The organism is Paenibacillus cymbidii, assembly GCF_004764705.1.
Classification (GTDB): domain Bacteria; phylum Bacillota; class Bacilli; order Paenibacillales; family NBRC-103111; genus Paenibacillus_AN; species Paenibacillus_AN cymbidii.
In genome coordinates this window covers 531,232-548,991 of record NZ_SHLX01000001.1, presented here as the reverse complement: position 1 = coordinate 548,991, position 17,760 = coordinate 531,232, and the positions used below count along the sequence as shown (strand labels likewise).

At 57.0% G+C, this 17,760-nt stretch carries 19 protein-coding genes; all 19 read right to left on the bottom strand.

Annotation, left to right across the window (positions count from 1 at the left end):
- Window positions 1–8 precede the first annotated feature (8 nt).
- A complete protein-coding gene (locus EXY20_RS02425) occupies window positions 9–758 on the bottom strand; it encodes an isoprenyl transferase (RefSeq protein WP_135547216.1) in 750 nt (249 codons plus the stop codon).
- Between the two features lie 157 nt (window positions 759–915).
- The gene (gene frr, locus EXY20_RS02420; protein WP_135547214.1) at window positions 916–1,473 is read right to left on the bottom strand and encodes a ribosome recycling factor; all 558 of its coding nucleotides are present in this window, start codon (window positions 1,471–1,473) and stop codon (window positions 916–918) included.
- Between the two features lie 3 nt (window positions 1,474–1,476).
- Window positions 1,477–2,205 (bottom strand): UMP kinase, encoded by a 729-nt coding sequence (gene pyrH / locus EXY20_RS02415; protein WP_135547212.1) that lies wholly within the window; start codon window positions 2,203–2,205, stop codon window positions 1,477–1,479.
- 82 nt (window positions 2,206–2,287) lie between these two features.
- Window positions 2,288–2,941, bottom strand: coding sequence for a translation elongation factor Ts (gene tsf, locus EXY20_RS02410; RefSeq protein ID WP_135547210.1), 654 nt, complete (start codon window positions 2,939–2,941; stop codon window positions 2,288–2,290).
- A 121-nt stretch (window positions 2,942–3,062) separates the two neighbouring features.
- Window positions 3,063–3,761, bottom strand: a complete 699-nt coding sequence (gene rpsB, locus EXY20_RS02405) for a 30S ribosomal protein S2 (RefSeq protein WP_135547208.1) — start codon at window positions 3,759–3,761, stop codon at window positions 3,063–3,065.
- A 219-nt stretch (window positions 3,762–3,980) separates the two neighbouring features.
- Window positions 3,981–4,706, bottom strand: coding sequence for an MltG/YceG/YrrL family protein (locus EXY20_RS02400; RefSeq protein WP_135547206.1), 726 nt, complete (start codon window positions 4,704–4,706; stop codon window positions 3,981–3,983).
- The gene (locus EXY20_RS02395; protein ID WP_135547204.1) at window positions 4,699–5,295 is read right to left on the bottom strand and encodes a DUF6115 domain-containing protein; all 597 of its coding nucleotides are present in this window, start codon (window positions 5,293–5,295) and stop codon (window positions 4,699–4,701) included. The genes EXY20_RS02400 and EXY20_RS02395 overlap by 8 nt, the downstream gene beginning before the upstream one ends.
- Before the next feature lie 43 nt (window positions 5,296–5,338).
- Window positions 5,339–5,668 (bottom strand): hypothetical protein, encoded by a 330-nt coding sequence (locus EXY20_RS02390; protein ID WP_135547202.1) that lies wholly within the window; start codon window positions 5,666–5,668, stop codon window positions 5,339–5,341.
- 26 nt (window positions 5,669–5,694) lie between these two features.
- A complete protein-coding gene (locus EXY20_RS02385) occupies window positions 5,695–7,104 on the bottom strand; it encodes a DUF342 domain-containing protein (protein ID WP_135547199.1) in 1,410 nt (469 codons plus the stop codon).
- Window positions 7,105–7,123: 19 nt separating this feature from the next.
- Window positions 7,124–7,909: a FliA/WhiG family RNA polymerase sigma factor gene (locus EXY20_RS02380; protein ID WP_135547197.1), complete on the bottom strand. Its 786-nt coding sequence runs from the start codon at window positions 7,907–7,909 to the stop codon at window positions 7,124–7,126.
- Between the two features lie 18 nt (window positions 7,910–7,927).
- Window positions 7,928–8,347 (bottom strand): hypothetical protein, encoded by a 420-nt coding sequence (locus EXY20_RS02375; protein WP_135547195.1) that lies wholly within the window; start codon window positions 8,345–8,347, stop codon window positions 7,928–7,930.
- Between the two features lie 3 nt (window positions 8,348–8,350).
- Window positions 8,351–8,848 (bottom strand): chemotaxis protein CheD, encoded by a 498-nt coding sequence (locus EXY20_RS02370; RefSeq protein ID WP_207671204.1) that lies wholly within the window; start codon window positions 8,846–8,848, stop codon window positions 8,351–8,353.
- Window positions 8,845–9,429: a chemotaxis protein CheC gene (locus EXY20_RS02365; RefSeq protein ID WP_135547686.1), complete on the bottom strand. Its 585-nt coding sequence runs from the start codon at window positions 9,427–9,429 to the stop codon at window positions 8,845–8,847. The genes EXY20_RS02370 and EXY20_RS02365 overlap by 4 nt, the downstream gene beginning before the upstream one ends.
- Window positions 9,430–9,469: 40 nt before the next feature.
- Entirely contained in the window at window positions 9,470–9,931 is a 462-nt protein-coding gene (locus EXY20_RS02360) for a chemotaxis protein CheW (protein WP_135547191.1), read from the bottom strand.
- Between the two features lie 19 nt (window positions 9,932–9,950).
- A complete protein-coding gene (locus EXY20_RS02355) occupies window positions 9,951–12,029 on the bottom strand; it encodes a chemotaxis protein CheA (RefSeq protein WP_135547189.1) in 2,079 nt (692 codons plus the stop codon).
- 38 nt (window positions 12,030–12,067) lie between these two features.
- The gene (locus EXY20_RS02350) at window positions 12,068–13,177 is read right to left on the bottom strand and encodes a protein-glutamate methylesterase/protein-glutamine glutaminase (protein ID WP_135547187.1); all 1,110 of its coding nucleotides are present in this window, start codon (window positions 13,175–13,177) and stop codon (window positions 12,068–12,070) included.
- Between the two features lie 194 nt (window positions 13,178–13,371).
- Window positions 13,372–14,244 carry a MinD/ParA family protein gene (locus tag EXY20_RS02345; RefSeq protein ID WP_135547185.1) on the bottom strand — a complete coding sequence of 291 codons (873 nt, stop codon included), beginning with the start codon at window positions 14,242–14,244 and terminating at the stop codon, window positions 13,372–13,374.
- Window positions 14,237–15,697 (bottom strand): flagellar biosynthesis protein FlhF, encoded by a 1,461-nt coding sequence (flhF, locus tag EXY20_RS02340; RefSeq protein WP_135547183.1) that lies wholly within the window; start codon window positions 15,695–15,697, stop codon window positions 14,237–14,239. Before flhF ends, EXY20_RS02345 begins: the two co-directional genes overlap by 8 nt.
- Window positions 15,694–17,739, bottom strand: a complete 2,046-nt coding sequence (gene flhA / locus EXY20_RS02335; protein WP_135547181.1) for a flagellar biosynthesis protein FlhA — start codon at window positions 17,737–17,739, stop codon at window positions 15,694–15,696. The genes flhF and flhA overlap by 4 nt, the downstream gene beginning before the upstream one ends.
- Between the last annotated feature and the right edge of the window lie 21 nt (window positions 17,740–17,760).

Genomic DNA, 17,760 nt, shown 5'->3' with positions numbered 1-17,760 from the left:
CCTCCCAACTACAAACCGCCGTAGCGCCGCGCGCGGCGCTGGTACTCGCGAACCGCGTCGTAGAACATTTCTTCGCTGAATTCCGGCCAATATTTTTCCGTAAACCAAAACTCCGAATAAGCGAGCTGCCACAGCATAAAATTGCTCAGCCGAAGCTCGCCGCTCGTGCGAATCAGCAGATCGGGATCGGGAAGCCCCGCCGTCTGCAAATAGCTGTCGAACAGCCGTTCGTCGATCGCGTTCGGATCGAGCGAACCGCGCTGCACATCGGCCATCATCGCTTTGATGCCGTCGATCATCTCTTTGCGGCTGCCATAATTGAGCGCAAAATTGAGAATAAGTCCGGTATTGTGCTTCGTCTTCTCGACGGCCTGTTCGACCGCCCGCAGCGTATGCTCGGGCAGCTCTTCGCGCCAGCCGGTCATCCGCACCTGGACGTTTTTTTCGATCAACTCGTCGAGCTCGATCGACAGAAACTCCTGCGGCAGCTTCATCAGGAAATCGACTTCTTCGCGCGGCCGCTTCCAATTTTCCGTCGAGAACGCATACATGGTTAACACGTCGACGCCGATCCGGTCGGCGGCGATCGTAATTTTTTTCACTGTTTTCATGCCGGCATGGTGGCCGGCGATGCGCGGCAACCCGCGCTTCTTAGCCCAGCGGCCGTTGCCGTCCATAATGATGGCGATATGCTTCGGCACATTATCCGCAATCGGCAGCCCGGGAGCTACCTTTGCCCTGTTCCCAAACCATTTCATCGTACGCTCATCCCACAATCCCCCACATCCGATTCGTCTGTCGGAAAAAGATAAGCCCCCTTGCGCGCAAGCCTTCGGCCGTCCGGCAAAGGGTCGCAGCTTAAACACCGCACCCGCTGCCGAACGGCCCATGCGCCCTCGGGGGCTGCCGGGACCGTTATACTTCCATAATCTCTTTCTCTTTGGCGGCCAGCGTCTTGTCCACTTCCGCAATAAATTTGTCCGTCGCCTTCTGGATGTCGTCCTGATGGCGGCGCGACTCGTCTTCGGACAAGCCGGCGGATTTCTCCAGCTTCTTGATTTCGTCGTTGGCGTCGCGGCGAACGTTGCGCACGGCAACCTTCGCTTCTTCGCCAAACTTGCGCGTCATCTTCACCAGATCGGAACGGCGCTCTTCGGTGAGCGCAGGAATGACAATCCGGATCGTGCTGCCGTCGTTCGAAGGCGTCAGCCCGAGATCGGATTTCATAATCGCCTTTTCGATCGCGCTCATCGACGATTTGTCCCATGGCTGAATCATCAGCGTGCGCGAGTCGGGCGTGTTGATATTGGCGAGCTGGTTGACCGGCGTCATCGCGCCGTAGTATTCCACTTGCACCCGATCGAGCAACGACGGCGTCGCACGGCCGGCGCGCAGCGTCGCCAGCTCCCTCTTCAGTGCGGACAACGCTTTGTCCATCCGGTCTTCTGCACTTCGTTTCACCGATTGCGGCATCGCTTACGCTCCTCCTTTGACGACGATCGTGCCGATTTTTTCACCAAGCACGGCGCGTTTGATATTGCCTTGCTCTGTAATCGAAAATACAAGCAGCGGGATATTGTTGTCCATGCAAAGCGACGATGCGGTCGAATCCATCACGCCGAGGTTTTTATTGAGCACGTCCATATACGTGAGCGTTTCATACTTGACGGCGGTTGCGTCTTTGAACGGATCGGCGGAATACACGCCGTCGACTTTGTTCTTCGCCATCAGGATCACTTCCGCTTCGATTTCCGCGGCGCGCAGCGCAGCGGTCGTATCCGTCGAGAAGTAAGGATTGCCCGTTCCCGCGGCGAAAATGACGACGCGCCCTTTCTCCAGATGGCGAATGGCGCGGCGGCGAATGTACGGCTCGGCCACTTGCTGCATCGTGATCGACGACTGCACGCGAGTCGGCACGCCGACGTTCTCCAACGCATCCTGAAGCGCAAGCGAATTCATTACGGTTGCGAGCATGCCCATATAATCGGCGGTTGCCCGATCGATCCCTTTGGCGCTGCCGGCGATGCCGCGCCAAATGTTGCCGCCGCCGACTACGATCGCCACCTCGACATTCAGTTCGTGCACCGCCTTCACTTGCTCGGCGATCGAAACGATCGTTTGCGAATCGATGCCGTATCCAACCGCGCCCGACAACGCTTCCCCGCTTAACTTGAGTACGATGCGCTTATAGCGTGGCTGCTCCAATGATAACCCTCCCGGATGATGCGAGTCATGATCTAAAAAAGAGGGAACACATAGGTGTTCCCGGCTGTTCGTATGGGGCGATTTACATTTTGGCTTGCGCCATAACTTCTTCGACGAAGTTGTCGACTTTCTTCTCCAACCCTTCGCCAAGCTCGAAACGAACGAAGCGGCGGATCGAAATGTTTTCGCCGATGGTGGCGATTTTTTCATTCACAAGCTGGGCGATCGTTTTGTCCGGATCCTTGATGAACGGCTGCTCCAGCAAACAGAACTCTTCGTAATATTTGCCGAGGCGGCCTTCGACCATCTTCTCGACGATTTTCTCCGGTTTGCCTTCGGCCAGCGCTTGCGCCTTCAAAATTTCGCGCTCGTGGTCGAGCTCGGCTTGCGGCACTTCCTCGCGGCGCACGTATTTCGGGCTGGAAGCCGAAATTTGCATCGCGATGTCTTTCACGAAATCTTTGAATTGATCCGTTTTGGCCACGAAGTCGGTTTCGCAGTTGACTTCCACCAGCACGCCGATTCGTCCGCCTGCATGGATGTAAGAGCCAACCGCACCTTCCGTTGCGATGCGGCCCGCTTTATTCGCGGCTGCCGCCAACCCTTTTTCCCGCAAAATGTCGGTTGCTTTCGCCAGATCGCCGTCCGCGGACTCCAGCGCTTTTTTGCAATCGAGCATGCCGGCACCCGTTTTTTCGCGCAATTCTTTAACCATACCTGCCGTTACTGCTGCCATATTCGCATTCCTCCTCGGAAATATTGTCCTTTTCGCCGCTTAAGTAAAGGTCGTAAACTTCAAAAAAAGGGCGGGAGGATCGGTAATCAACCCTTCCACCCACCCTTTGGACTAGCAAGCATTAAGCTGTCGTTTGTTCGCCCTGATGAGCTTCCACGATAGCGTCGGCCATCTTGGCAGTGAGCAATTTAACGGCGCGGATGGCGTCATCGTTGCCGGGAATGACGTAGTCGATTTCGTCCGGATCGCAGTTCGTGTCGACGATGCCGACGATCGGGATGTTCAGCTTGCGCGCTTCGGCGACGGCGATGCGTTCTTTGCGCGGATCGATGACGAACAGCGCGCTCGGGAGACGCTTCATGTTTTTGATGCCGCCGAGGAATTTCTCCAGACGCTCCTTCTCCTTGCGGAGAATGATGACTTCTTTCTTCGGGAGAACGGCGAATGTGCCGTCTTCTTCCCAACGCTCCAGCGTGTGGAGACGATCGATCCGCTTCTGGATCGTTTGGAAGTTGGTCAGCGTACCGCCGAGCCAGCGTTGGTTGATGTAGTGCATGCCGCAGCGCGCTGCTTCTTCGGCTACGGAATCTTGCGCTTGTTTCTTCGTGCCGACGAACAGGAACGTGCCGTTCTCTGCCGCGACCGATTTCACGAAGTTGTACGCCTCTTCGACCTTCTTCACAGTCTTCTGCAGGTCGATAATGTAAATGCCGTTTCTTTCGGTGAAGATGTATTTGTCCATTTTCGGGTTCCAGCGGCGGGTTTGGTGACCGAAGTGCACCCCTGCCTCGAGCAACTGTTTCATGGAAATAACTGCCATCTTCACACACCTCCTCTACCGTTGTGGTTTTTGTGTTACCCTCCGCCGTTCGCATCTTCAAACGCGAAACTTGCCGAACGGCAAGCACCCTCGCGCGAATTAAACGGTCGTGTGTTTTTAACACCGTCATCTACTATACCACATCTGCCTTTTGCCGCGCAACTGCCGTCAGCGACAAGAAATACAAAAAACGAACAGTCTCTGGAAAAGACTGTCCGTTCAGCGGGTCGTCAGCATGTCGACGATTTGTTCGACGCTGGTGTTCGGCGCAAAAGAGTAGGTGCCGCTGTAAATTTTGGTCGTCAGCTCCCGCTTGCGAATCGCTTCGTCAAGCTGCGCGCCGTCGACGACGACGCCGGCCTGCTGCAGCAGCGCGACGATTTCGGCCGAGATCAGCCCCTCCCGAATCGTTACCGAAATGGGCGTCGGCGACGCTTGTGCGGTTGCCGGTGCGGACGGCGCGCTTATGCCAGGCGTTGCTGCAACCGATCCGGCGGGCGTTGCCGCAGGAGCGGGGCTCGCGGCAACCGCTGTTGCTCCGGCGGCTGGCGCGGACGGTTTCGCCGCGGCGACGGCGCTTGGCGAAGCGGCCGAGCTTGGCGCGGCCGCTGCCGATGCGTTTGGCGTAGCGGGCGTTGACGCTTTGGGCGTGGCCGTGGGAGTAGAAGCGGGGGAAGCCGCAGGAGACGAAGACGGCAATACGGTCGGTGCAGCCGATGCTTTCGTCCCGTCGCCGGTTTTGCGCATCGCTTCCACTTCGGCCTCGGTAAACAACTTGTCGCTGGCCTGATGCACCTGCAAGCCGTGCGCTTCCGCCTGCCGCATAAATTCCTTCTCGTCCCAATCGGCGCTGCTGCCTGCCCCAACCTCGAATAGCTTCAGCAAGATGGCGCCGGCCATCAGCCCGATGCCAACGCCGGTCATCAGCGTGCGGTTTTTAAACACGTCCTTGCTCCTCCTGCTTCGCCAGTTGCACGATCAAGCTGACTTCGCCTTTGTTCAGGCCCAGCTTCTTGGCAATGTACTCCGTCGATTTGCCTTGGTCGTACATATCGAACAAGCCGCGGAACCGGTCCCTCAGATTCGACGAAACAGCCGCTTCATGCTCCGGCGACGTTGGCGCGGCGGGCACATTCGCCTGAACCGGCGCCGCAGGCGCTTCCGGCTTCGGCTGCGGCCGTTCCGACTGGACTGCTGCCGCTTGCATCGCGGCGGCAACCGGTGCTTCGTTCAGTTTGCTGATCATCAGGTTTTTCCATTCCTGCGACAGATCGTAACTCATCTTCTCTAGTTGCTCGATTTTGCCGCTGAGCTTGCTTACTTGTTGTTCGTGCTCCTGCTTCATCTTCGCGACAGAGTGCAGCAGCTGCTTGTTTTCTTCTTCCAACTCCGCGGCGAAATGCTCCATCGTTTCTTCGATTTCTTTCACCATGCCGGTGGAAGCCGAACGATCCCGGGCCGGCAGCAATCGCGCGTACACGATGAACACGAGGCCAAGCACAACCACATATACCCAGGGCTGCAAACGAATCACCCACTCGCTTTCCATTTCGCCAATCGGCGGGTTACCCCGCCCATCACAACGACAAATCGATATGTCGGCCTTTGTACGGATGGTCGGCGGGCAGTTCCGTCTTGTCCGCCGCTTTCGCCGGGGTTCCGGCTTTACCGCGCGGCTTCCCGTCCCGGCCTTGGCCGTTATTGGAAGAACCGTCCTCGCGCACCTTCAGTCCGGTGAGATCGCCCACCTTGGCGCTGCGCTGGCGGCTGCGCTCCGCCTGCTTGGCGCTTGCTTCCCCGGCCATTTCCTGGTCGAGCACCGGCTTGTGCAGAAGCTGGCTTTGGCGAATCGAAGCTTCATTATTCTTTTGCACCGCCAGCTGCATGTCAATCGATTTGAGGCTCATCGTATCACTCCCTTGCTTACTCTACATTACAGCGTAAACATAGTGATATCGCCTTCGAACAAACGGAATTTAACGCGCGGCGTCGTATCCTTGATGAAACGGGTATAACGGCCGATCACGATTTTCGTGCCGCCGTAAATGACCGAATGAATTTCGACCGAAGCTTTCTCCGTATCCTCCAGCGATTTTTCAATTTCGAGGATGCGTTCCTTCATTAACGTTTGCTCTTCCTGCGCCTGTTTTTTCGTATGCGACAGTTTGATGCGCATCGCGATTTTGTCCGGCGTCAGTTGGCCCGCCGCGGCCAACTGGTCGAGCAGCGTCAGCGCCTTCTCCGTCTTGTCGAGGCTCTCCATCTGGGCGCGCATTTGCTGGCGCAGCTGCTGCAGCTCGATGCGCAGGTTCGGCAGCACGCCGACTTCAATGACCGTATTCGTGGACATCGAGTTGCCGCATGTGCGTGCCGTTACTTTTTCCCCGGCCTGCACGACGCCGCCGACAATAAGCCCTTTCGTTCCGTAACAGGTGACATTGCGGCCGGCGCGAATGCTCGAATGCATAATGCTTTGCGTGACGATCACGTCTTCGCCCGCTTCGACATTGGCGTCCTGAATGAACGAGCTTCTTACATTTTGCCCCGCCTTGACGAGCCCTTTGTTCTGCCCGAGAATGCCGGCGCTGATGTCGATCGAGCCGCCGGCGTCGAGTTCGGCCGCCTCCACGCTGCCGGTCACGCGAATGTCGCCGGACGCTTTGATTTTGAACCCGCTCAGCACACTTCCGCGCACGATGACACTGCCGATAAAGTCGATATTGCCGACATTAAAATCGATGTCGCCATTCACTTCGAAGATCGGAAACACATTGATTTTATCGCGGTCCGTCTTCACGATCATGCCGTCAATCGCCGCGTACAGCTTCATCCCGTCGCCGTCGGTCACTACGTTTTTGCCGATCTTGAACCGCGCTTCCTTGCCCGCTTTGGCCGGAAGATCTTCTCCGGTGACGGCTTTGCCCGACGTCCCGGCTTCGGCGAGGAAACGCTCCGCAATCATTTCGCCTTTGCGAACATTGCTGAGCGACGTGACTTCCTTGTAGTCGACCGTACCGTCCTCCAGCTCCATCGGCCGTTTGCCGTCCTTGCGGTCCAGATCGAAGATGAGCCGGATGGCGCCGTTTGCGCCGTCCGCCGGCTTGTCGCCGCTCGCAACCAACGTGACGGAGGCGAAATAGTCTTTCGGATTTGTGGCAATTTGGGCCAGCTTGTCATGGTGAATGCCGTATACGATTCGCTGCGCTTTCAATACGGCTTCCAGTTGTTCGACCGTGCATGAAAACGTATCCTCAATGTTCGCGAAGCTGATATGGGCCATCAGTTTATCACTGGAGACGGTTACTTTGACAAAATGGTCGATCGTATGCAGCGACTCGTTCATCATAATCCCTCCTTCATGGCTACTCGTGAAACAGCTGCGATTTGAATCGGCCCAAAGAACCGCGCAGCCGCAGTATCGCTTTGGAATGAAGCTGGGAAATGCGGGATGGCGACAACGACATCACCTCCGCGATTTCGCTGAGCGACAAGTCGTCGTAATAAAATAGCGAAACCACTGTCCGTTCTTTTTCCGTCAACCGTTCGATCGCTTTGGCCAGCGATTCTTTCAGAAAAAATTCGTTTACTTTGTATTCCGGGTTTTTTGCTTTTTCATCTATGAGCAGTGAAAGACGCGTTTCCGAATCTTCTTCGCGGATCGGATCGTCGATCGAACAAATCGACGTGACGGCGATATCCTGCAGCATTTGCTGAAATTCGTTTTCGGAAATCTGCAGGTAGGAGCTGATTTCGCTGTCGGTCACCGAGCGCAAATAGTGTTGTTCGAGCTTCTGGTAGGCGTCTTCAATTTTTTTCGCTTTTTCGCGGACCGACCGGGGAACCCAGTCGCCCTGTCTCAAACCGTCGATGATGGCGCCACGAATGCGCCAGGATGCATATGTTTCAAACTGCAAACCGCGCTTGTAATCAAACTTGTCGATGGCGTCGATCAAGCCCATAATGCCGAAGCTGCTCAAATCGTCCTTGGCGACGTTTTTCGGCAGTCCGATCGCCAGCCGTCCCGTCACGAAATCGACCAGCGGCAAATAAAACTCGATCAGCTCTTTTTTGGCCTGGACCAGCTGGTCTTCTTTCCATTGCTTCCATAGCTCCACATTGGACAGATGCGATTCTTTATGCTCGATCATGATGCGCGTTCACCACCCTTACTTTTCAGACATTTGACGAAGCGCGCGGGTAAGTTCCTCCGGCGTGCCGTTTTTGACTTTGCTGACCAATTTCGGCGGGTTGAGCGGAGTAAACGGCGAATCGTCCGAATCGTCGAGGGTGCCTTTGGACAAGCCGCCCCGCAATTCCGTGTCCGCCGGCGTCGTCAAATCGATTGTCGTGCCTTTGGCCGGCTCCTGTTGTTCCTCCCCCTGCATGTCCTCCTTCTGCTTGCCCGGGTCCATCAGTACGCCGAGCACAAAGCGGAAGCCGAACATGCAAACGAACATAATGATCATGCTGTAGAAACTGTTCTTGAGCGTGACCGACAGCACATTGTTCGGGTACGAGATGAGAAACGTCAAGATGAATCCGATGATGCCCGTTGCGATGTTCCAGCGAATCGTACCGAGCATCATAGGTTACAGTTCCTTGATCCCTTGCTGCACGCTGCGGATGAGCAGCTTGCCGGTTGCGCAGTCAAACTCGATCGTTCTCCCGTAGTTGCCACCGGTATCCTCTCCTTTGATCGGGATCGCATATTTTCCCAGCATCGCCTTGCACGAATCGACGTTGCGCGGCCCGATGCGCATCGTGTCGGAAGCCTGCGAGAAGGCAAACATCTGCGCGCCGCCCGCCAGCTTCGCCTCCATCCGGGCCACGCTGGCGCCAAGCGCTTCCATGCGGCGAATCATATCCGGCAGCGCGGTGTCCGCATATTTGGATATGTTCAGATTGCCCTCCTTGGCAATTTCGGAAGACGGCAGCATCACGTGCGCCATGCCGGCCACCTTCGTCCTCGCATCGAACAGCGTCACGCCAACGCAGGAACCAAGACCGGTCGTCTTCAGCAACCCTACCAACTGCGCTACTTTAAGATCGGCCATGCCGACTTTGATCACAAGCTCTTCCGTCATCATTCCGCTACCCCTAGCGCCGCAAAAATTTTGTCGAACGATTCGGGATCGGGAATGAGAAAGAAGTGCCCTTCAATCGCGTCGCCGCCGTCCAAAAACGTTGTATCGATGAGCAGCGCATGATCGCCCATTTGGCCGTATTGCAGCAAACCGTAGCTGAGAATGGCGCCCGCCATGTCGATGGCGAGTCCCGGAACGGTCGGCACCATGTGCAGATGGGTAAAATCGGCCAGCGACGTCAAATAGGAGCCTGCCAAAATGTTGCCGATCTCGTTCAGGGCGGAGAGTTCCATTTCCGTGTAGCTTTCGTCATTTTCCACTTCGATGCCGACCAGGCTGTGGAGCAGCATTTTGGCCGAACGCTGGGACAGAATGAAAAACATATTGCCCGGCGTTTCCCCTTCCACGCGCAGGAAGATGGCCACGACCACATTTTCCGATCCGCCGACGCTTGCGGAAATTTCTTCGAATTCCACCATGCGGACTTTGGGCACCAGCATGTCGACCGGCTTGTCCAGAAGCCGGGACAATGCGGTGGCGGCGTGTCCCGCCCCGATGTTTCCTACTTCCTTGAGTACGTCCATATGAAAATCGGGAAACGGTTGAAATTCGCTCACGTGATCGTTACTCCTCCATTTGCTCTAATTGCACGATTTCGCTTTTGTTCAGCACTTCTTCCAGGTTCAGCAAAACGAGCAGTCGGCTGTCGCCGATCTGGGCGATGCCGCGCAAATATTTGGCTTTGATGCCGCCGACGATTTCCGGCGGGTTCTCAATGTTGTCCGTATCGACATCGATGACGTCATTGGCGGAGTCGACGATCATGCCGACTTCGATCGCGCCGACGGCAACGATGATGATGCGCGTGTTATCGGTATAGGCCGCCGTTTCCAGGCTGAACCGGCCGCGCAGGTCGATTACCGGAATGACGACGCCGCGCAAATTGATGACTCCCTTGACGAACGGAGGCGTTTTCGGCACGCGCGTCATCGGCATCATCCGTTCGATCGTGCGCACCTTTTCCACTTCGACGCCGTATTCCTCGTTCGCGAGCGCAAACACGATGACTTTCACTTCTTCTCCCATGGCAATCCCTCCAACAAGGTTATTTGATGAGCGCGTTCGTATCGATGATCAGCGCGACCTGGCCGTCGCCGAGAATGGTGGCGCCAGAGATGGCGAATGTGTGTTGCAAATATTTGCCCAGCGTCTTGAGCACGATTTCTTGTTGGCCGATAAATTCGTCGACGGCGAGCGCCGCAAGTTTGTCGCCTTTGCGGATGACCACGATTTCGGTTTCGCCCCGCAGCGCCGAATCGCCGGTCGGCGGCACCTCGAACACTTTGGCCAGCGTCACGAGCGGGATCACATTTTTGCGGAATTCGATCATTTTGTTGCCGTGCACATGGCGGATTTTGTCCGTCGAGACGGCTGCCGTTTCCACGATGGAGGAAAGCGGAATCGCATATTTCTCCGCGCCGACGCGCACCAGCATGGCGGAAATGATCGACAGCGTAAGCGGCAGCTGCACGGAAAACTTCGTGCCGCGCCCCAGCTTCGATTCGACGTTGACGTGGCCTCCAAGCGATTCGATTTTCGTTTTGACGACGTCAAGTCCAACGCCGCGGCCGGAAATGTCGGAAATTTTATCGGCGGTGCTGAATCCGGATGCGAACAGCAGCTGGTACACTTGCTCGTCGGTCATTTTGGCGGCCGCTTCCTGCGTAACGACGCTGTTCTTGATCGCGGTCTTGAGCACTTTGTCGCGGTTGATGCCGCGGCCGTCGTCTTCGATTTCGATGAAGACGTGGTTGCCGCTATGGAAGGCGCGCAAGTACACGGTGCCGTTCTCGCTTTTTCCTTCCGCCAGCCGGTCGGCAACGGGCTCAATGCCGTGGTCGGCCGAGTTGCGAAGCAGGTGGACGAGCGGATCGCCAATCTCTTCGATGACGGTGCGGTCCAGTTCGGTATCGGCGCCGGAGATCACAAGATCGACTTTTTTGCCGAGCGACTTGGCAATGTCGCGGATCATGCGCGGGAACCGGTTGAACACCGTATCGACCGGCACCATCCGCAGCTTCAGCACGATATTCTGCAAGTCGCTGCTGACGCGCGCCATATGCTCGACCGTTTCGATCAAGTCGCTGCGGCGCACTTCGCTGGCAAGCTGCTCGAGACGGACGCGGTCAATGAGCAGTTCGCTGAATAAATTCATCAGCGTATCGAGCCGTTCGATGTCGACGCGAATCGTTCGGCTCGCCGTCGCGGCCGTCGCTGCCGGGGCTGCTGCCGCCGGCTTGTCGCCCGCCGCCGGAGCCGGCGCTGCCGGTGCCGGAGCGGATGCGGCCGCTGCGGTTTGGGCGTGGGCTTCCTGGATCGACTCGTGGCGCGGACGGCCGATTTGGGCCAGCGTCTCGCTGTCGAGCACGATGATGCGGGCCGATTCGATTTCGGAAACGCCGGTGACGAGCGCTTCGAGTTCATTTGCTTTTACTTTCGATATGTAAAATACGGAGAAGCTTCGGTCGAATTTCTCCTGCTCCAGCTCTTGGACGGAAGGCGTCGATTTGACGACTTCGCCGTTATGTTCGAAGATGTCGAATACCATGTACGCCCGGGCGGCTTTCAGCACGCAGTCGCTGCGCAGCGTCACTTCGACGTAGAAGACGTCGTGACCGGCCGCGATCGAATGCTCCAGCACGGAATATTGGTACTGATCGATTTGCATGGATGCGGAAACGCCAGCGGTCGCATCTGCACCGCTCGGCCCGGAACTGCCGGACGCCGCTTGCTGCTGCGAAAAGTCGCCCTTGACGATGGCGCCGAGCGTCGCGACGATCTGTTTGACATCGGCTTGTCCGGTGCCGCCCTGGATAATATCCTGCACCATCGACTCCAGCGCGTCCGCGCTCTTGAACAGGCAGTCGAAAATCGCGGCGTTCATGTCCAGCTTGGCGTTGCGCACGAGATCGAGCACATTCTCCATCTCGTGCGTCAACGAAGCGATGTCCTCGAAGCCCATCGTCGCCGACATGCCTTTCAGCGTATGCGCGGAGCGGAAAATGACGTGCACGATGCTGATATCGTTCGGGCGTTGTTCCAAGCTGAGCAAATTATCGTTTAACGCTTGCAGATGCTCTTTCGCTTCGTCGATAAAAACCGACAAATACTGGTTCAATTCCACATCCATCCACCTCCATGGGGTTGTTCGGAGCCGCCCTGCTATTTCATGATTTGCTCGATCAGCTTTTCGGATATTTCCTGCTGCGGCAGCACATATCCGGCGCATCCCAGCTCAACCGCGGACCGGGGCATGCCGTATACGACGCACGTCTCTTCCGCTTCCGCAATCGTCGTTGCCGCGCCGGCTTCCCGCAGCGACTTCATCCCTTTGGCGCCGTCGCTGCCCATGCCGGTCATCAGCACGATGTGCCGCTTCAGTTCGCCGAACGGAACCAGCGAATCGAACAGCGTATCGACCGAAGGGCGATGGCCCGAACGCGGTTCGTCCTTGGACAAGCGAATCCGGTACCCGTCGCCGGCTTTGGCCGCAAGCGTCATGTGATACCCTCCCGGTGCTATGTACGCCGTTCCTTTCATCAGCGGCATCGCCTCTTCGGCTTCTACGACGCGGATGCTGCATAGCGAGTCGAGCCGATTTGCCAACGATTTGGTAAAATTCGGCGGCATGTGCTGCACGACCAGAATCGGTGCCGGAAACGTCGCCGGCAGCTGGCGCAGCACTTGTTGCAGCGCTTTCGGCCCCCCGGTGGAAGTGCCGATGGCTACGATATGTTCAAACCTCATCAGGGACGAGGCGACGTTTCGATCGGTAACGCTCGGCAGCGGTTGTCTGGCTGCCGGAAGCGGTATGGGGGCCGGCGGCGGTGTCGGCTTCGGAACCGGCGGCGGCGGGGCCGCCTTGGAAAGGCGCGATTTGGCCGCGATGGTCAGCTTCTCGTGGAGCAGCAGCTTCACCTTGTACAAGTCGAGCGAGATGGAGCCCGACGGCTTGCGAACGAAGTCGATCGCGCCGGCTTCCAGCGCCTGAATCGTTACTTCGGCGCCTTCCACAGTCAAACTGCTGAGCATGATGACGGGTGTCGGCTGTTCCGCCATAATCCGCACCAAAGCGTCAAGGCCGTTCATTTCCGGCATCTCGACGTCCATCGTAATGACATCCGGCTTCAGTTGCTTCGTTAGAGCGATCGCTTCTTTCCCGTTCTTGGCGGTGCCGATGACGGCAAACGCCGGATTGTCGACTATCAAGTCGGTAATGATTCTGCGCATAAACATGGAGTCGTCGACGACCAGCACTTGAACCGGACGCATGCGAATCCCTCCAATCGGTTGGCTTTTGATCACGAAGCTTATCAGGAAGCGTATTCGGCATCGAATCTTGCGTTCACCCTCGAAATCCGTTGCTCATTTAGGTTTTGCCTAAACTCCGCTACTCCTTCTTCAGGTTCTCGCAACCTTCTCGGTGCTGAAAAGCCAACTCTTTGAACTTGCATTGTAAAGATCAATTATTTCAGCAATTGGATCATTTTGTTCAGGAACCCTTTGACTCCGCTGGCCGTTTGCTCCTTCGCCGTCTGACCGGACAAAAACTGGTCGGCTAAAATATGAATGCTTTTGGAAGCGCTGCAATACGGATATGCGATCGTAAACGGCACTTGCCGTTTGACCGCTTTCGATACGTTGGCGTCGTCGTAGACATAGCCAAGCGTCGGGATGTCGAGATGCAGAAATTGTTTGGCCACGAGACTGATTTTGTCGGCCGTTTGTTTGCCTTCGCGGTCGTCGGCGACACGATTGACGACGAGCCGGAATCGCACGTCATGCTCCATGTTGTAAACCATCTTGATGATGGCGTAAGCGTCGGTGATCGAAGTAGGCTCGGGCGTTGTCACGACGATCGCCTCGTGTGCGGCCAAAATGAATTTGAGCGTTTCCTTGGACAAGCCGGCCCCCGTGTCAAAGATGATGAAGTCGGTATGGCCGCTTAGCTCTCCGATCTGCTGGGCGAAATAATCCAGATCCTGCTCGGACAGCCGGATCAAATCGCTGAACCCCGAACCGCCGGCGATAAATTGCAAATCGCGGTAGCCGCGGTGGACAATTTCCCAAATCGTTTTTTCCTTTTTCAGCAGATGGTACAAATTGTATTTCGGCGAAATGCCCATCAGCACATCGATGTTGGCCAGACCGATGTCGGCGTCGAACACGAGCACCCGGTACCCTTTCGCCTGCAGCGTCAGCGCAAAGTTGAGCGTAAAATTGGACTTGCCCACGCCGCCCTTGCCGCTGGTGACGGTAATGACTTTCGTATCGGCGACCCGTTCCGCGGTTTCGCGGGATCGCATCAGGTTGCGCAAGCTTTGCGCCTGGTCACTCATCGTCCGTCTCCTCCAATAAGCGCTCGATGATGAGTCGTTCTTCGGCCAAGCGCAAATCGTCGGGCACGTTTTGGCCGTTCGTGACATAAGACAAGCGCAGCGGGAACTCGGACAGCAGATTGACGATCGATCCGTAGGAATCGGTTTCGTCCAGCTTCGTAAACAGCACCTTGTCCAGCTTGAACCGGCTGAAGTTGCCGGTGATCGCCTTCATGTCCTTGTACTTTGTCGTCAGGCTGAGCACAAGGAACGTTTCGCTCTTGCCTTTCGTCTGCAGCAGGGCGTTCAGCTCGGACACGTACATCTCGTTGCGAAAGTTGCGGCCGGCCGTGTCCATGAAGATGATATCCCGGTCGCCGAGCTGCTCGAACGCTTTGGTCAGATCGAGCGGCGAAAACACTACTTCCAGCGGGATATTCAATATAGTCGCATATGTCTTCAATTGTTCGACAGCGGCTATCCGGTAGGTGTCCGACGTAATCAGCCCGACCTTGCGGTGGTATTTGAGCGTTTGCTCGGCGGCCAGCTTGGCGATCGTCGTCGTTTTGCCGACGCCGGTCGGACCGACGAAGTGGGCGATTTTCGTATCGGCGGCGATTTGTTTGTCCGCGTGTTCGCCCAGCAGCCCGCCAAGCTCGCGGCGCAGCACTTCCTTCACGCGGCCGGGCGCGAGCGGCGTTTCCGCTGTTTCGGCGTCTTCGCTTACTTTGGCCAGCAGCTCGGCGATCAAGTCCGGATGCAGCTCCTGATCGGCCAGCCGCCGCTGCCAGCGGGCCAGCAGCGGGTCGGGTTCCGGCGCCTGCGCGGCGGCTCCGGCGTTCGACAACCGCAACATCATCGCCTTCATCTGGCGAATTTCCTCGAACAGCTTCTCTTCGTTCGACTTCGTCGCCGCTTGCGCGGGCGCTGTCCGCGTCGGCTCCGCGGCAGGCAACGCCACGCGCGGCGGCGGGGCCGACTCGGCGCTGCGCGACGCTGCCGCTTCTTCGAGCGGCGGCTGCATCTTCGCGGCGCCTCCGGTCAGGCTGGCAGCGCCGGCATACGCTTCTCGCTGCTGAGGCAGCACGAAGCGCGCTTGCGCGCGCGCTGTTGGCGAATCCGCCGCGGCCGGCTGCTCCGGCGGCGCGCTCTTGTCGAAGATGACGTCCGGCACATGCGGCATCGGTTCGTCAAGCACGGCTGTCTTGCCCGTGCGCTGCTGATGTTTGGCCGCGGCTGCCGCCACTTGCGACAGCGCCGCCTTCAGCTCTGTCTGGCCGCCTGCCTTGGCGGCCGGAGCCGCCGACTGATCGGTGGCGGCGATCACTTCAATCTTCTTCTTGCCGAACAAGCCGAGGAAACCGCCGGAGCGAACTTCCTTCGTGTTCAAGATGATGGCGTCCTTGCCGAGGTCCGAGCGGATTCGTTCCAAAGCGGCGGGCATCGAATCGACGACGTATCGTTTCACTCTCATAAGTTCACGACCCCCATACTCTGGATTTCCACGCTCGGTTCAAGCTCGCTGTAGGACAGCACCGGAATATCCTGCATCGTGCGCTCGAGCAGCTGGCGCAAGTACATGCGGATCGTCGGCGACGTCAGAATGACGGGCTGCTGCCCGGACTGGATCGCCTTCGTCACCTGCTCGCTGACGCGGGAATAGATCGCTTGCGAAGAATTCGGGTCGAGCGCCAAATACGAGCCTTGCTCCGTCTGCTGGACGGCTTCGGCAATTTTTTTCTCGACGGCGGGGCCGACGGTGATGACTTTAAGCAACGAGTCGGACGATGTCGAATATTGGTGCGTAATTTGCCGCGACAGCGCCTGACGGACATATTCCGTCAAAATATCCGGATCTTTCGTATAAGACCCGTAGTCGGCCAACGTTTCGAGAATCGTCACGAGGTCGCGCACCGAAATTTTTTCCCGCAACAGCTTGGACAGCACTTTCTGCACGTCGCCATACGACAGCACGCTCGGGATCAAATCGTCCACAAGCGCCGGATACGATTCCTTGACGTTTTCGATCAGCAGCTTCGTCTCCTGGCGGCCGACCAGTTCGTGCGCGTGGCGCTTGATAATTTCGGTCAAATGCGTGGCGACGACGGATGGCGGGTCAACGACCGTATAACCGGCGATTTCCGCCCGTTCCTTCGTCGTTTCGTCGATCCAGATGGCCGGCAAGCCGAACGCCGGTTCCGTCGTTTCGATGCCGGATACCGATTCGTCTTCAATGCCGGGACTCATCGCCAAGTAGTGATTTAATAATAATTCACCGCGAGCGACGTGATTTCCTTTAATTTTAATGACGTATTCGTTCGGTTTTAGTTGAATATTGTCGCGAATGCGAATAACTGGCACCACAATGCCGAGCTCCAATGCGCATTGGCGACGGATCAGGATGATCCGGTCAAGCAAATCCCCGCCTTGCTGCGTGTCGGCAAGCGGAATAAGCCCATAGCCGAATTCGAACTCGATCGGATCGACCTGGAGCAGGCTGATGACGCTTTCGGGCGAACGCACTTCCTCGATCTGCTGTTCTTCTTCGATTTGTTGCTCCTGGGCTTGCTGCTTCTCCATGTTCTTCTGCATGCGATAGGCGGCAAACGTCAGCACCAGCGCAATCGGGAACGTCGTGATGAGCGGGATCGGCGTAAAGATGCCAAGCATCAGAATCGTGCCGCTGACAATATAGAGCAATCGGGGATGTTTGGCGATTTGGCCGGAAATGTCGGAAGCCAGATTGCCTTCGGAGTTGGCTCTGGTGACAATAAGGCCGGCTGCGGTAGAAATGAGCAGCGCCGGAATTTGGCTGACGAGTCCGTCGCCGATCGTCAGGCGCGAGAACGTGGCCGCCGATTCCGCGAACGACATGTCGTGGTAAACCATACCGATGATAAGTCCGCCGATGATGTTGATGAGCAAAATAATAATGCCTGCGATCGCATCGCCTTTGACGAACTTGCTGGCGCCGTCCATCGCGCCGTAGAAGTCGGCTTCCGCTTCAATCTTGCGGCGGCGTTCCCTCGCCTGCTGCTCGTTGATCATGCCGGCGTTGAGGTCGGCGTCGATGCTCATCTGTTTGCCGGGCATCGCGTCGAGCGTAAACCGTGCCGCCACTTCCGCCACGCGCTCGGAGCCTTTGGTGATGACGATGAACTGAACGACGACCAAAATGAGGAAAACGACGAAGCCAACCACCAGATTGCCTTGGGCGACGAACCCGCCGAACGTATCGACAACGTGCCCGGCTTCCGCATGCGCCAAAATGTTGCGCGTGGTGGAGACGTTGAGCGCCAGCCGGAATAACGTCGTGACAAGCAGCATGGAAGGGAAAATCGCGAACTGCAGCGCTTCCTGCGTATTCATCGAGATCAGCAAAATCATCAGCGCGACCGATATATTTACAATGAGGAGCACGTCCAGCAGCCAGATCGGAATCGGCACGACCATCATCAGAACGATGCCGATAATGCCGATCAGAATGAACAAATCGCGCATTTTTTTCAATCTCATGTTTACTGGCGCCTCCTTTCG

Coding starts and splice junctions, on each gene's coding strand:
- EXY20_RS02360 (WP_135547191.1), bottom strand. CDS start 9,931: ATGGGAGAAGAAGTGAAAGTCATCGTGTTTGCGCTCGCGAACGAGGAA.
- EXY20_RS02350 (WP_135547187.1), bottom strand. CDS start 13,177: ATGCGTCCGGTTCAAGTGCTGGTCGTCGACGACTCCATGTTTATGCGC.
- EXY20_RS02390 (WP_135547202.1), bottom strand. CDS start 5,668: ATGAGCCTCAAATCGATTGACATGCAGCTGGCGGTGCAAAAGAATAAT.
- flhA (WP_135547181.1), bottom strand. CDS start 17,739: ATGAGATTGAAAAAAATGCGCGATTTGTTCATTCTGATCGGCATTATC.
- frr (WP_135547214.1), bottom strand. CDS start 1,473: ATGCCGCAATCGGTGAAACGAAGTGCAGAAGACCGGATGGACAAAGCG.
- EXY20_RS02375 (WP_135547195.1), bottom strand. CDS start 8,347: ATGATGCTCGGTACGATTCGCTGGAACATCGCAACGGGCATCATCGGA.
- EXY20_RS02345 (WP_135547185.1), bottom strand. CDS start 14,244: ATGAGTGACCAGGCGCAAAGCTTGCGCAACCTGATGCGATCCCGCGAA.
- rpsB (WP_135547208.1), bottom strand. CDS start 3,761: ATGGCAGTTATTTCCATGAAACAGTTGCTCGAGGCAGGGGTGCACTTC.
- EXY20_RS02385 (WP_135547199.1), bottom strand. CDS start 7,104: ATGAACGAGTCGCTGCATACGATCGACCATTTTGTCAAAGTAACCGTC.
- tsf (WP_135547210.1), bottom strand. CDS start 2,941: ATGGCAGCAGTAACGGCAGGTATGGTTAAAGAATTGCGCGAAAAAACG.
- EXY20_RS02370 (WP_207671204.1), bottom strand. CDS start 8,848: ATGATGACGGAAGAGCTTGTGATCAAAGTCGGCATGGCCGATCTTAAA.
- EXY20_RS02365 (WP_135547686.1), bottom strand. CDS start 9,429: ATGGACGTACTCAAGGAAGTAGGAAACATCGGGGCGGGACACGCCGCC.
- EXY20_RS02425 (WP_135547216.1), bottom strand. CDS start 758: ATGAAATGGTTTGGGAACAGGGCAAAGGTAGCTCCCGGGCTGCCGATT.
- flhF (WP_135547183.1), bottom strand. CDS start 15,697: ATGAGAGTGAAACGATACGTCGTCGATTCGATGCCCGCCGCTTTGGAA.
- EXY20_RS02380 (WP_135547197.1), bottom strand. CDS start 7,909: ATGATCGAGCATAAAGAATCGCATCTGTCCAATGTGGAGCTATGGAAG.